Here is a 12,767-nt window from a genome sequence, read left to right as displayed (position 1 = left end):
ACGTGCACCCCCACCGGCCTCAACTTCCCCCCCAACGGGAGGGGACGGGCCGGAGGGGCCGGTTGTGTGGACGTAAAGCGTCAGCAGTCCACACAACCGGCCCCGGAGGCCCGTCACCGCACCCAACACAACCCAGCCCGCCGCAGGCGCAACGGCGAGACGACCCGCGGCGCCGCAGACAAGTACGTGGGAATCAGACGGCGTCAGCCACCGGTACGCAACGACCGTCCTCCGTGCGGTAGTTCCAGCGCGCCCCCTCGGAGACGAGTTCCTTGACCGCTCGCAGGAAGCGGTCGACATGCTCGTCGGGCGTGCCGGCGCCGAAGGAGACGCGGATGGCGTTGAGGGAGCGCTCGCCGGGGGCCGCGTCGGGGGCGCCGCACTCGCCGGGGTCCTGCGGGTCGGTGCCCAGCAGGGTGCGGACGAGCGGGTGCGCGCAGAACAGGCCGTCGCGGACGCCGATGCCGTACTCGGCGGAGAGCGCGGCGGCGAAGTGCGAGCTGTTCCAGCCGTCCACCACGAAGGAGAGCACGCCGACGCGCGGGGCGTCGTCGCCGAAGAGGGAGAGGACGCGCACCTCGGGGACCTCGGCCAGCCCCGCGCGGACCCGCGCGATCAGCTCCTGCTCGCGGGCGACGAGCGTGTCGAAGCCCGCCTCGGTGAGCGCCTTGCAGGCGGAGGCGATGGCGTAGGCGCCGATGACGTTGGGCGAGCCGGCCTCGTGGCGGGCGGCCGTGGTGTGCCATTCGACGTCGACGCCGCCGTCCGCGCGGCGCGAGACCTTGCGGCTGGCGCCGCCGCCCGCCAGGTACGGGTCGGCGTCCTGCAGCCAGTCCGCGCGGCCGGCGAGGACACCCGCGCCGAACGGCGCGTACAGCTTGTGGCCGGAGAAGGCGACCCAGTCGACGTCCAGTTCGGCGAGGTCGACCGGGTGGTGCGGGGCGAGCTGGGCCGCGTCGAGGACGATCCGGGCGCCGTGCGCGTGCGCCGCGGCGGCCAGTTCGCGGACCGGCCAGAGCTCGCCGGTGACGTTGGAGGCACCGGTGACACAGACCAGGGCCGGGCCGTAGGGCTCGCGGTCGGCGAGCGCGTGCTCCAGGGTCGCGACGGCCTGCTCCGGGGTGCGCGGGGCGTTGAGGTAGGTGACCGTCAGGTCGGCGCGCTGTTCCCACGGCAGCAGCGACGCGTGGTGCTCGGTCTCGAAGACGAACACCCGGGTGTCCTGCGGGAGTACGGCGGCGAGCAGGTTGAGCGAGTCGGTGGTGGAGCGGGTGAAGACGACCTGGTCGTCGGCGCGGCAGCCGAGGAATTCCGCGGTCGTGCGGCGGCTGTTCTCGAAGAGGTCGGTGGAGAGCTGCGAGAGGTATCCGGCGCCGCGGTGCACGCTGCCGTAGTACGGGGCGTAGGCGGCCACGTCGTCCCAGACCCGCTGGAGTGCCGGGGCGCTAGCGGCGTAGTCCAGCGCGGCGTAGTCGACCTCGCCGCCGGTCACGAGCGGGACCAGGACGTCCCGGCCGAGGACGGGCAGCGGGGCACAGACGGAACGGTCGGCGGCAACGGCGGAAACAGACATGGCGAACTCCCGTAAGGCGTAAGCGAATTCGCTGCGGAAGGGGGTGGCGGCGGCGCTGTCCGGGTATGCCGGAGGGCGCGGCGCGATACGCAGCGTGAAAGGAAAAAGGGTGCGGGAAAGGGGCCGTTGAGCCCTATCGCATTCGCTGATTCACGGAAGTTCTCCCTCGGGGACCAGGATCCCTGGCGAGGGATCCGCGCTTGCCGCAGACCTCGCTGACTGCGGCCTGGTCATCACCCGGGGCACCCCGCCACGGAAGGAGGGTTGCCGGACAGCGGGCCGGGGCCTGTGTCGCTGTCACTCGTGACCTGCGCAGCATCATGCCACAAGACCATTTACCCGCAAGGGCTCAGTCCATATGACGGACTGAGCCCTGCGTCACACCCTGCGTCACCGGCCGCTCAGGCGTTGCTGGCGGCCACCCAGCGCTCCAGCGCCCGCTTTGCCGCGCCCGAGTCGATCGACGCGGCGGCCTGCTCGATGCCGAGGCGGATGCGGTCGGTCAGCGGGGCGTCCGACGGCTCCAGCGCTACCAGCGCGGCCGCGGAGTTCAGCAGCACCGCGTCGCGGACCGGGCCGGTCTCACCGTCCAGCAGCCGGCGGGCGACGTCCGCGTTGTACGAGGCGTCCGCGCCGCGCAGCGCCTCGACGGGGACGAGGGGGATGCCGACGTCGCGGGGGTCGAAGGACTCCTCGCGGACCGTGCCGTCCCGCACGATCCAGACCCGGGAGGTGGCCGTCGTGGTCAGCTCGTCGAGGCCGTCGTCGCCGCGGAAGACCAGCGCGGAGGAACCCCGCTCGGCGAGCACGCCGGCCAGGATGGGCGCCATGCGGGCGTCCGCGACGCCGGTCGCCTGGGCCTTCACCCGGGCGGGGTTGGTCAGCGGGCCGAGCACGTTGAACGTGGTGCGGATGCCGAGCTGGCCGCGGGCGTTGGCGACGTGCCGGAGGGAGGGGTGGAACTTCACCGCGAAGCAGAAGGTGATGCCGGCCTCCTGGGCCACCTCGGTGACCCGCTGCGGGGTGAGGTCGAGGTTGACGCCGAGCTTCTCCAGGACGTCGGAGGCGCCGCTGGCGGAGGACGCGGCGCGGTTGCCGTGCTTGACGACCCTGGCGCCGGTGCCGGCCACGACGATCGAGGACATCGTGGAGATGTTGACGGTCTTGGCGCCGTCACCGCCGGTGCCGACGATGTCGACGCTGGGGCCCGGGACCTCGATCAGCCGGGCGTGCGCGTACATCGTCCGGACCAGGCCGGAGATCTCCGCGACGGTCTCGCCCTTGGCGCGCAGGGCCACCGCGAACCCGGCGATCTGGGCGTCGCTGGCCTCGCCCCGCATGATCCGGTCCATCGCCCAGGCGGTGTCGTCGGCGGCGAGGTCGCGGCCGTCGAGCAGGGCGTTCAGGATGCCCGGCCAGGTGTGGGCCGCCACGCTGTCGCCGCCAATCGGGGTCACAACGTTCATGGTCCACGCTCCTGGTTTGTGTCCTGCTTATGTCGTCACCCTATCGAGAGGTACCGCACGCCGGAGGGCCCCGTCCGTTGCTCGGACGGGGCCCTCTGGGTGGCGTACTACCTACGGTGCGCTACGAGGCGCGCAAGGGATCAGTGGTGGCCGTGGCCGCTGGTGATCTCCTTGTACTCCTCGACCGTGGGCTTGGGGATCACGTTGTCCTCGCCGTAGTAGCCCTTGGAGAGCTTGGCGCGGAGCTTCTGCGACCGCTTGATCTTGCGGCGGACGCCGTTCTCGTCGACCTCCGGGCCCAGCTCCAGCGGCGCGGGCTGCTCGTGCTGGGTCAGGAAGTGCAGCTGCTCCTGGTCGAGCGGCTCGTGGACCTCGATGAACTCGCCGTGCGGCAGGCGCTTGATGATGCCGGACTCGCGGCCGTGCAGCACCTTGTCCTTGTCGCGCCGCTGCAGACCCAGGCAGATCCGCTTGGTGGCGATGAAGGCCAGCACCGGCCCGACGAAGAACGCGATCCGGACGAACCAGGTGATCGAGTTGATCGACAGGTGGAAGTGGGTGGCCCACAGGTCGTTACCGCCACCGATCAGCATCACGAAGTACGCGACCAGCCAGGCCACACCGAAACCGGTGCGGGTGGGCACGTTGCGCGGGCGGTCCAGGATGTGGTGCTCGCGCTTGTCACCGCGGACCCAGGACTCGACGAACGGGTAGACCGCGATGGCGACCAGGACGAGCGGGAAGAGGAGGATCGGGATCAGTACACCGAAGTTGATGGTGTGGCCCCAGAAGTTCCACTCCCAGCCCGGCATGACACGGACCAGGCCCTCGGCGAAGCCCATGTACCAGTCCGGCTGCGCACCAGTGGAGACCTGGTCCGGCCGGTACGGCCCTATGGCCCACACGGGGTTGATGCTGGCGACCGCGGCGATCACCGAGATCACACCGAAGACCAGGAAGAAGAAGCCTCCGGCCTTGGCCATGTAGACCGGCAGCAGCGGCATGCCGACGACGTTGGTGTTGGTCTTGCCGGCACCCGGGAACTGCGTGTGCTTGTGGTAGAAGACCAGGATCAGGTGCGCCACCAGCAGGCCGAGCATGATGCCCGGCAGCAGCAGCACGTGGACCGTGAAGAACCGCGGGATGATGTCGTGCCCGGGGAACTCGCCGCCGAAGATGAACATCTGCAGGTACGAACCGACCAGCGGCATCGCCAGGATGACGCCCTCGATGAACCGCACGCCGGTGCCGGAGAGCAGGTCGTCGGGGAGCGAGTAGCCGGTGAAGCCGGTGAACATGCCGAGCACCAGCAGCAGGAAGCCGAACAGCCAGTTGACCTCGCGCGGCTTGCGGAAGGCGCCGGTGAAGAACACCCGCATCATGTGGACCATCATCGCGGCCAGGAAGACCAGCGCCGCCCAGTGGTGGATCTGGCGGATGAGCAGACCACCCCGGACGTCGAAGCTGATGTCCAGCGTCGACTCGAAGGCCTGGGTCATCCGGATCCCCTGCATGGGCACGTAGGAACCGTGGTAGGTCACCTCGGCCATGCTCGGGTGGAAGAACAGCGTCAGGTAGACACCGGTCAGGATGATGATGATGAAGCTGTAGAGCGCGACCTCGCCCAGCATGAAGGACCAGTGGTCCGGGAAGATCTTGCGCATGTTGGACTTGGCGAGGCTGTAGATGCCCAGCCGGCCGTCCGCCCAGTCGGCGATCCGCTCGCCCCGCGGCGCCTGGCCGCGGCGCGTGGTCGCGCTTGTTTCGTTACTCATCCGCGCTCCCAGAAGCTCGGGCCGACGGGCTCCTCGAAACCGCTGGCGGCCTCCAGGAAGCCGTCCTTCACCGTGATGTGCAGCTGCGGCAGGGCGTGTCCGGCCGGACCGAAGATCACCCGACCGCCGTCGGAGAGGTCGAACGTCGACTGGTGGCAGGGGCAGAGCACGTGGTGCGTCTGCTGCTCGTACAGGCTGATCGGGCAACCCACGTGGGTGCAGATCTTCGAGTAGGCCACGATGCCCTCGTGGGACCACGCGAGTTCCTGCTTGTCCTTGATGTTCTGCGGCTGGATCCGCACGAGCATCAGGGCGTCCTTGGCGATCTTCTCGTTGAAGTCCTCCTGGTCCTCCTCCAGGCCCTCGGGCTTGGCGAAGGTCAGGGAGCCGACCGCGATGTCCTCGGGACGCAGCGGGAGGTTGGTGGACTGGTTGACCAGGCGGACGCCCTTCTTCCAGTTCGTCGTGCGCAGCTTCGTCTCGGGCAGCGGCCCGAGGTCGCGCAGCAGGACGACACCGGAGAGCGGCACCAGGGCCAGCGCACCGAACATCGTGTTGCGGATCAGCTTGCGGCGGCCGAACTGCGACTCCTCGGCGCCCAGCTTGAAGTCCGACAGGACCTTGGCCTTGACCTCGGGGCTGGCCTCGATCGGGTGGCGGTCGTCGGCGACCTCCACGTCCGACATCAGCGTGCGGGCCCAGTGGACCGCGCCGGCGCCGATGCAGAAGAGGGCGGCACCCAGCGTCAGGCCCAGCGCGAAGTTCAGCGCGCTGATGTGGCCGATCGGCCAGATGTACACGATCTTGTCGATCGGGATGGCCACGTAGGAGGCGATGAAGCCCACCGTGGCGATCATGGACACCAGGAAGAGCAGGGCGACGGTGCGCTCGGAGCGCCGGGCGGCCCGCTCGTCGATGTCCTGGGCGCGGTGCTCGTGGGCCGGCAGACCCGGGTCGGCGAACGGGTCGTCCGCCGGGCGCACCGCCCCTTCGTGAGCCTCCCGCTCACCGGGCAGAATTTCTTCTGGCACGTCTTCGTGTCGTCCAGTCTCGCTCATGACTTCTTGGCCTTCGTAGTCCGGGCTGCGACCCAGATGGCGACCGCGACCAGCGCGCCCAGGCCGAAGATGTAGCCGAAGAGACCCTCACTGACCGGACCGAGACCGCCGAGGTCGAGGCCGCCGGGGCTCTCGGATTCATCGCCGTTGACGGCGCCGAGGTACGCGATGATGTCCTTCTTGTTCTGCTTGCTCAGCGAGCCGTCACCGAAGGAGGGCATGTTCTGCGGGCCGGTTTGCATGGCCTCGTAGATGTGCTTCGGGTCCACGCCCTCGAGCGTCGGTGCGAACTTGCCGTCGGTGAGGGCGCCGCCCTTACCGGTGAAGTTGTGGCACTGCGCGCAGTTGGTGCGGAACAGCTCGCCGCCCTTGGCGATGTCGGCGCCCTCGGAGTTGTACTGCGACTTCTCCGGGATGGTGGGGCCGGCACCCAGCGACGCGACGTAGGCCGCCAGCTGCTCGCGCTGGGCGTTGTTGTAGATCGGCTTCTTCCGCGGCACCTGGGCGCCGGGCTGCTGGGCCGGCATGCGGCCGGTACCGACCTGGAAGTCGACGGCTGCGGCACCGACACCGACCAGGCTCGGGCCGTCGGTGGTGCCCTGACCGCCGGTGCCGTGGCAGCTGGCACAGCCCACGGCGTAGAGCTTCTTGCCCTCCTTGATGGCAAGGGACTGGGCGGTGTCATCGGCCTGAGCCTTGTCCGCCGGCGCGAACGCGGCGTACAGCCCCCCGGTGACCGCCAGCGCGAAGAGTAGGACGACGAGCGCCGCCAGCGGATGGCGCCGTCGTGCGGAGAGCTTTTTCACGGATTACCCCGGTGTCAGGATCTTCTGCGTCGATGCTTTGGCTATGTCTGTCTGATCTGTGCGTCCGGTCGGACCGGTCAGCGGATCAGGTAGATCGTGGCGAAGAGGCCGATCCAGACGACATCGACGAAGTGCCAGTAGTAGGACACGACGATGGCCGCGGTGGCCTGCGTGTGGGTGAACCTCTTGGCCGCGTACGTCCTGCCCAGGACCAGCAGGAAGGCGATCAGACCGCCCGTCACATGCAGTCCGTGGAAGCCGGTGGTCAGGTAGAACACCGAGCCGTACGGGCCGGACGAGAGCGACAGGCCCTCGTGCTTGACCAGCTCGGTGTACTCGAAGACCTGACCGCCGATGAAGATGGCACCCATGATGAAGGTGACCACGAACCAGGCCCGGAGCTTCTTGACGTCGCCGCGCTCGGCCGCGAAAACGCCGAGCTGGCAGGTCAGCGAGCTGAGCACCAGGATCGTGGTGTTGGTCGCGGAGAACGGAAGGTTCAGCGCGCTGGCCGATTCCTTCCAATAAGCCTCTCCGGTCACGGATCGAAGGGTGAAGTACATCGCGAAGAGGGCCGCGAAGAACATCAGCTCGGAACTCAGCCAGATGATGGTTCCGACGCTGGTGAGGTTCGGCCGATTGACCGACGGGTGCGCGTGCCCGGTTTCTACTGTCGTTGCTGTCGCCACGACCGACATTATGTCGGTCGCTTATCCCGCCCTCACTCCGGGGGGTGCCGTTCGGTGTGTCAAGGACGTATGCCCTGCTCGTACGGCCCATTTCCGGCGTCGCCCGAAGGAGGGAAGGCCGGCCGCCGGTACGGTCCCCGGGCCCGCGCGGGCCCGCCCCTGACGGGCCGTCGGGCAGATCTTCGCCCCTTTCGCCCCCTGCTGCGGGGGCCCGCCGCGGGAGTAGCATCCGGCCCATCAGCCCCACCCGATGCTGTGCCGCTACGAAGAGCGTGGAGGAACGATGCAGGCGACTGCCACGGTGCTGGTCTACAGCGACAACGCGGGCACCCGCGAGCAGGTCCGGCTGGCGGCCGGCCGGCGCCCCGCCGCCGATGCCCCCGAGATCGAGATCCTGGAGTGCGCCACCGCACCGGCGGTCCTCGAAGCCCTGGAGCAGGGCGGCATCGACGTCTGTGTGCTGGACGGCGAGACCGCGCCGGCGGGCGGCATGGGGGTCTGCCGGCAGATCAAGGACGAGATCTTCCGGTGCCCGCCGGTGCTGCTGCTGATCGGCCGCCCGCAGGACGCCTGGCTGGCCACCTGGAGCCGCGCGGACGCGGCGGTGACCCATCCGATCGACCCGGTGGCCTTCGCGGACGCCCTGGCCGGCCTGCTGCGCCGCAAGAACCTCGTACAGGTCTGAGGCGCGGGCCGGCGAGCCGCTGGGCGCCGTGTGGCGGCCCTTTCAGATCTTCGGGCGCAGCCGGGCGTCGGAGCCGGGGTCCTGCTGGCGCTCGGCGGCTCCTGTGGTGCTGGACGCGTTCTTCAGGGCGCTGCCGGCGCGCCATTCCTTCCAGGGCATGTTCCAGTCGCCGAAGCCGTTGTCGAACGGCGTCATGGTGTCGCCGCTGCTGTTGATGACCTTGACGATGTCGCCGACCCGCACGGTGTTGAAGAACCACTGCGCGTTGCCGGTGGACATGCCGGTGCAGCCGTGGCTGACGTTCGCCGCGCCCTGTGAGCCGACGGACCAGGGTGCGGCGTGCACGTACTCCCCGCTCCAGGTCACCCGGGTGGCCCAGTAGACCGGCAGGTCGTAGGAGTCCGAGCTGCCGGCGGCGATGCCGACGGTGGAGCTGCGCATCCGGACGAAGCTCTCCTTGCCCAGGATGACCTTGACGCCGTTGCGGGTGGAGAAGCCGGGCTTGCCGGTGGTGACCGGGATGGTGTTGATGGACGTGCCGTTGCGCAGCACGGTCATCTGGTGCGCGGAGGCGTCGGTGATGGCTTCCAGGCGGTCGCCGGTGGTGAGTCTGACGGGCTTGGAGGGGCCGCCGTAGAGGCCCTTGGCGATCTTCAGGCCGGTCAGGTTGCTGTGCACCGAGATGGTGGCGTGGGCCGGCCAGTAGACCTTCGGTCGGAAGTGCAGCTTCTTGTCGTCCACCCAGTGCCAGGCGCCCTCGACGCGCGGCATGGAGTCGACCTTCAGGGCGCTCTCGACGATGGCCCGGGCCTTGGGGTCCGTGATGGGCCGGCTCAGCTCGGCGGTGACCGGTTGGCCGACGCCGTATTCGCCGCTCTCGGGGCCGAAGGTGGCGGTCAACTGGCCGTCCGCGTCGGTGGTGTGCACCACCAGCGTCTTGCGGCCGGGTGTGCCGTCGTCCTCCTCGGTGCTGACCCGCACCGTGTAGCGCGTTCCGGCGGCCAGCGGCACCGTGGTGCGCCAGTGCCTGCCGTCGGCGCTCAGTTCGCCGCGTACGAAGCGGCCGGTGGAATCGGTGGCGGTCACGTCCGTGATCCGCGCGTCGTCATCCTTGACGGAGACCTCGATCGGTTTGTCGGGGTCGGCTTTCTGCTTTCCGTCCGGGGTGTTGGCGGTGATCTGGTCGCCCGCGTCGTAGGGATTGGCGGAGAGCGGTTCCGACGCCGAGCCCCCGCACGCGGCGGTGCTCACCGCGAGGGGCACGAGCAGGAGGCCGCAGCTCAGCACCGTCCGGGTTCGAGGTCTGTGACTCATGCCCCAAAAATATGAAGAATCACCTGCTCCAGCGCGCTGGAGGACTGCAAACGGGTAGCCCCCGCTCCCCCGAACGGGGCGGGCCCGGACACCTTTTGAGGTGTCCGGGCCCGCCGTACGGCGTGTTGCCGTGCTTTTGGCGCCTGAAGCGCCTACTGCGTGCGGTTCTCGCCGCGGTAGTACTCGAAGACCCAGCCGAAGAGGCCGACGAGGATCACCGGGAGGGAGAAGTACAGCAGCCACCAGCCGAAGACGACGCCCAGGAAGGCGAGCGCACCACCGACGGCCAGGGACAGCGGCTGCCAGCTGTGCGGGCTGAAGAAGCCCAGCTCACCGGCGTCGTCGGAGACCTCCGCGTTCTCGTTGTCCTGCGCACCCGCGTCGACCCGCCGGGCCGTGAAGGCCAGGTAGTAGCCGACCATGATGCACAGGCCGAAGGCGAGGAACAGTGCGGTGGTACCCGCGGGCTCCTTCGACCAGACGCCATAGACGATCGCCATGGCCAGGACGAAGACGGAGAGCCAGATGAACATCTTGCCCTGGATCTTCACTTGCCCGCCTCCTTGCCACCGGCGATGGCCTTGTCCTCGTCAGTGCCGTGGCCGTTGTGCAGCGCGTCGAGGGCCGCGATCTCCGGGTGGTGCAGGTCGAACGCCGGGGATTCGGAACGAATGCGCGGCAGGGTGAGGAAGTTGTGCCGCGGCGGCGGGCAGGACGTCGCCCATTCGAGCGAACGGCCGTAGCCCCACGGGTCGTCGACCTCGACCTTCTTGCCGAACTTGGCGGTCTTCCAGACGTTGTAGAGGAACGGCAGGATCGACAGGCCCAGCAGGAACGAGCTGATCGTCGAGATGGTGTTCAGCGTCGTGAAGCCGTCGGCCGCGAGGTAGTCCGCGTAACGACGCGGCATGCCCTCGGCACCGAGCCAGTGCTGGACGAGGAACGTGCCGTGGAAGCCCACGAACAGCGTCCAGAACGTGATCTTGCCCAGCCGCTCGTCGAGCATCTTGCCGGTGAACTTCGGCCACCAGAAGTGGAAGCCGGAGAACATCGCGAACACGACCGTTCCGAAGACCACGTAGTGGAAGTGCGCCACGACGAAGTACGAGTCGGAGATGTGGAAGTCCATCGGCGGCGAGGCCAGGATGACGCCGGTCAGACCACCGAAGGTGAAGGTGATCAGGAAGCCGACCGCCCAGAGCATCGGCGTCTCGAAGGACAGCGAGCCCTTCCACATCGTGCCGATCCAGTTGAAGAACTTCACACCGGTCGGAACGGCGATGAGGAACGTCATGAAGGAGAAGAACGGCAGCAGCACACCGCCGGTGACGTACATGTGGTGCGCCCACACCGTGACCGAAAGGCCGGCAATCGAAATCGTCGCCGCGATCAGACCGATGTAACCGAACATCGGCTTCCGGGAGAACACCGGAATGACCTCGGAAATGATGCCGAAGAACGGTAGCGCGATGATGTACACCTCTGGATGGCCGAAGAACCAGAAGAGGTGCTGCCAGAGCAATGCTCCGCCATTTGCGGCGTCGAATACATGGGCACCGAATTTACGGTCCGCCTCCAGGGCGAACAGCGCGGCGGCCAGGACCGGGAAGGCCAGCAGGACCAGCACACCGGTCAGCAGCACGTTCCAGGTGAAGATCGGCATCCGGAACATCGTCATGCCAGGCGCACGCATGCAGATGATCGTGGTGATGAAGTTGACCGAACCGAGGATCGTGCCGAAGCCGGAGAAGGCCAGACCCATGATCCACATGTCGGCGCCGACGCCCGGCGAGCGGACCGCGTCCGACAGCGGGGAGTAGGCGAACCAGCCGAAGTCGGCGGCACCCTGCGGGGTGAGGAAGCCGGCCACCGCGATCAGCGAGCCGAAGAGGTACAGCCAGTACGCGAACATGTTCAGCCGCGGGAACGCCACGTCGGGCGCGCCGATCTGCAGCGGCATGATCCAGTTCGCGAAACCGGCGAACAGCGGCGTCGCGAACATCAGCAGCATGATCGTGCCGTGCATCGTGAACGCCTGGTTGAACTGCTCGTTCGACATGATCTGCGTGCCGGGACGGGCCAGTTCGGCGCGCATGAGGAGCGCCATCAGGCCGCCGACGCAGAAGAACGCGAACGACGTGACCAGGTACATCGTGCCGATGGTCTTGTGGTCAGTGGTCGTCAGCCACTTCACGGCAGCGATACCGGGTTGCTTCTTGCGTACGGGCGGTGCAGCCGGAGCCGTATCGGCGGCGGCACCCTGAGGTTCGTTGAGGATGCTCACTGGTTCTTCGTCTCCGCATTCCTGGCGTGATCCGTCTGCTTGATGCCCGACGGCAGGTATCCGGTCTGGCCCTTCTTCGCCAGGTCCTTCAGGTGCGCCCGGTACCGCTCAGGGGACACGACCTTGACGTTGAAGAGCATCCGGGAGTGGTCGACGCCGCAGAGCTCGGCGCACTTGCCCATGAAGGTGCCCTCCTTGTTGGGGGTCACCTCGAAGACGTTGGTGTGGCCCGGGATGACGTCCTGCTTCATCAGGAACGGCACCACCCAGAAGGAGTGGATGACATCGCGCGAGGTCAGCACGAACTGAACCGTCTCGCCCTTCGGCAGCCACAGGGTCGGGCCCGGGTTGCCGGTCTGCGGGTTGCGCTCGCCCGGGGTGCCGGTGTCGTAGACACCGTCGGCACCGGCCGGCGCGGTCTTCTTCCACTTGTCCGGGATCGCGGAGAGCGCGCTGGAGTTGATGTTGGTGGTCGACTTGTTGCCGTCCACGTTCTCCAGGTAGTTGAACGCCCAGCTCCACTGGAAGCCCACCACGTTCACGACGTGGTCCGGCTTCTTGGAGGTCTTCAGGAGCGCGCTCTCATCACGCGCGGTGAAGTAGAACAACACCGCGATGATGATGAAGGGGACAATCGTGTACAACGCCTCGATCGGCATGTTGTACCGGGTCTGCGCGGGGACCTCCACCTTGGTCCTGCTGCGGCGGTGGAAGATCACGCTCCAAATGATCAGGCCCCACACCAGCACGCCCGTTGCGAGGGCGGCGGCCCAGGAGCCCTGCCAAAGAGAGAGGATCCGCGGCGCCTCGTCGGTGACGGGCGTTGGCATGCCGAGGCGGGGGAAGTCCTTATATGTGCAACCAGTAGCGGTCGCCAGGACCAGGCCCGCAGCAAGCACCTGCGGCAGCTTCCGCCGCATCGGGCGCCGCGACGAGCGGTCGGAGCCGTTGGGACTCACGTAGCGCCTTCCCGAGAGTCTCGCCCGAGCGGTCGGCTGCGGCCTTACTCGCTGGTCGGTCGCCGCCCTGCGTCGGGCAGGGGTTTGGATGTTTATGCGGACCAAACCCTACTGGACGCTATTTGGGGTCGCGCGGGGAGGGTGCCCAACGCGCCGCG

At 68.1% G+C, this 12,767-nt stretch carries 11 protein-coding genes and 1 riboswitch; of the genes, 1 reads left to right on the top strand and 10 read right to left on the bottom strand.

What is annotated here, in order from left to right; translation table 11 throughout:
- Nucleotides 1–193: 193 nt before the first annotated feature.
- The 6 genes from V2J85_RS33920 to ctaE all read right to left on the bottom strand — a co-directional run bounded on the left by V2J85_RS33920 (nucleotide 194) and on the right by ctaE (nucleotide 7,376).
- The gene (locus V2J85_RS33920) at nucleotides 194–1,573 is read right to left on the bottom strand and encodes an aminotransferase class V-fold PLP-dependent enzyme (protein WP_261951961.1); all 1,380 of its coding nucleotides are present in this window, start codon (nucleotides 1,571–1,573) and stop codon (nucleotides 194–196) included.
- Nucleotides 1,574–1,764: 191 nt separating this feature from the next.
- Nucleotides 1,765–1,882, bottom strand: a riboswitch (SAM riboswitch).
- 92 nt (nucleotides 1,883–1,974) lie between these two features.
- Entirely contained in the window at nucleotides 1,975–3,039 is a 1,065-nt protein-coding gene (gene trpD / locus V2J85_RS33915; protein WP_261951960.1) for an anthranilate phosphoribosyltransferase, read from the bottom strand.
- A 140-nt stretch (nucleotides 3,040–3,179) separates the two neighbouring features.
- On the bottom strand, nucleotides 3,180–4,814 hold the full coding sequence (gene qcrB / locus V2J85_RS33910; protein WP_261951959.1) for a cytochrome bc1 complex cytochrome b subunit: 1,635 nt from the start codon (nucleotides 4,812–4,814) through the stop codon (nucleotides 3,180–3,182).
- Nucleotides 4,811–5,872, bottom strand: coding sequence for a cytochrome bc1 complex Rieske iron-sulfur subunit (gene qcrA / locus V2J85_RS33905; protein WP_261951958.1), 1,062 nt, complete (start codon nucleotides 5,870–5,872; stop codon nucleotides 4,811–4,813). The genes qcrB and qcrA overlap by 4 nt, the downstream gene beginning before the upstream one ends.
- Nucleotides 5,869–6,678, bottom strand: a complete 810-nt coding sequence (gene qcrC / locus V2J85_RS33900) for a cytochrome bc1 complex diheme cytochrome c subunit (RefSeq protein ID WP_261951957.1) — start codon at nucleotides 6,676–6,678, stop codon at nucleotides 5,869–5,871. Before qcrC ends, qcrA begins: the two co-directional genes overlap by 4 nt.
- A gap of 77 nt (nucleotides 6,679–6,755) precedes the next feature.
- Entirely contained in the window at nucleotides 6,756–7,376 is a 621-nt protein-coding gene (gene ctaE / locus V2J85_RS33895; RefSeq protein WP_006606088.1) for an aa3-type cytochrome oxidase subunit III, read from the bottom strand.
- A 274-nt stretch (nucleotides 7,377–7,650) separates the two neighbouring features.
- Here ctaE and V2J85_RS33890 point away from each other — a divergent pair, with 274 nt between their 5' ends.
- Nucleotides 7,651–8,052, top strand: coding sequence for a DNA-binding transcriptional response regulator (locus V2J85_RS33890; RefSeq protein WP_261951956.1), 402 nt, complete (start codon nucleotides 7,651–7,653; stop codon nucleotides 8,050–8,052).
- 42 nt (nucleotides 8,053–8,094) lie between these two features.
- Here the strand turns inward: V2J85_RS33890 and V2J85_RS33885 are convergent, their stop codons facing one another.
- From V2J85_RS33885 to ctaC, 4 genes are all read right to left on the bottom strand, one after another.
- The gene (locus V2J85_RS33885) at nucleotides 8,095–9,366 is read right to left on the bottom strand and encodes a L,D-transpeptidase (RefSeq protein WP_261951955.1); all 1,272 of its coding nucleotides are present in this window, start codon (nucleotides 9,364–9,366) and stop codon (nucleotides 8,095–8,097) included.
- Between the two features lie 152 nt (nucleotides 9,367–9,518).
- Entirely contained in the window at nucleotides 9,519–9,917 is a 399-nt protein-coding gene (locus V2J85_RS33880; protein ID WP_030083935.1) for a cytochrome c oxidase subunit 4, read from the bottom strand.
- Nucleotides 9,914–11,650, bottom strand: a complete 1,737-nt coding sequence (gene ctaD, locus V2J85_RS33875; RefSeq protein WP_261951954.1) for an aa3-type cytochrome oxidase subunit I — start codon at nucleotides 11,648–11,650, stop codon at nucleotides 9,914–9,916. The genes V2J85_RS33880 and ctaD overlap by 4 nt, the downstream gene beginning before the upstream one ends.
- On the bottom strand, nucleotides 11,647–12,609 hold the full coding sequence (gene ctaC / locus V2J85_RS33870) for an aa3-type cytochrome oxidase subunit II (protein WP_030415449.1): 963 nt from the start codon (nucleotides 12,607–12,609) through the stop codon (nucleotides 11,647–11,649). The genes ctaD and ctaC overlap by 4 nt, the downstream gene beginning before the upstream one ends.
- Between the last annotated feature and the right edge of the window lie 158 nt (nucleotides 12,610–12,767).

The organism is Streptomyces bugieae (assembly GCF_036352915.1).
Lineage (GTDB): Bacteria > Actinomycetota > Actinomycetes > Streptomycetales > Streptomycetaceae > Streptomyces > Streptomyces endophytica.
Note: the sequence above shows the minus strand (reverse complement) of the source record. Positions and strands in the feature narration are given on the sequence as shown.

Bases quoted from the DNA above. Each gene is read 5' to 3' on its own strand.
- V2J85_RS33920 (WP_261951961.1), bottom strand. From the start codon at position 1,573: ATGTCTGTTTCCGCCGTTGCCGCCGACCGTTCCGTCTGTGCCCCGCTG.
- trpD (WP_261951960.1), bottom strand. From the start codon at position 3,039: ATGAACGTTGTGACCCCGATTGGCGGCGACAGCGTGGCGGCCCACACC.
- qcrB (WP_261951959.1), bottom strand. From the start codon at position 4,814: ATGAGTAACGAAACAAGCGCGACCACGCGCCGCGGCCAGGCGCCGCGG.
- qcrA (WP_261951958.1), bottom strand. From the start codon at position 5,872: ATGAGCGAGACTGGACGACACGAAGACGTGCCAGAAGAAATTCTGCCC.
- ctaE (WP_006606088.1), bottom strand. From the start codon at position 7,376: ATGTCGGTCGTGGCGACAGCAACGACAGTAGAAACCGGGCACGCGCAC.
- V2J85_RS33890 (WP_261951956.1), top strand. From the start codon at position 7,651: ATGCAGGCGACTGCCACGGTGCTGGTCTACAGCGACAACGCGGGCACC.
- V2J85_RS33885 (WP_261951955.1), bottom strand. From the start codon at position 9,366: ATGAGTCACAGACCTCGAACCCGGACGGTGCTGAGCTGCGGCCTCCTG.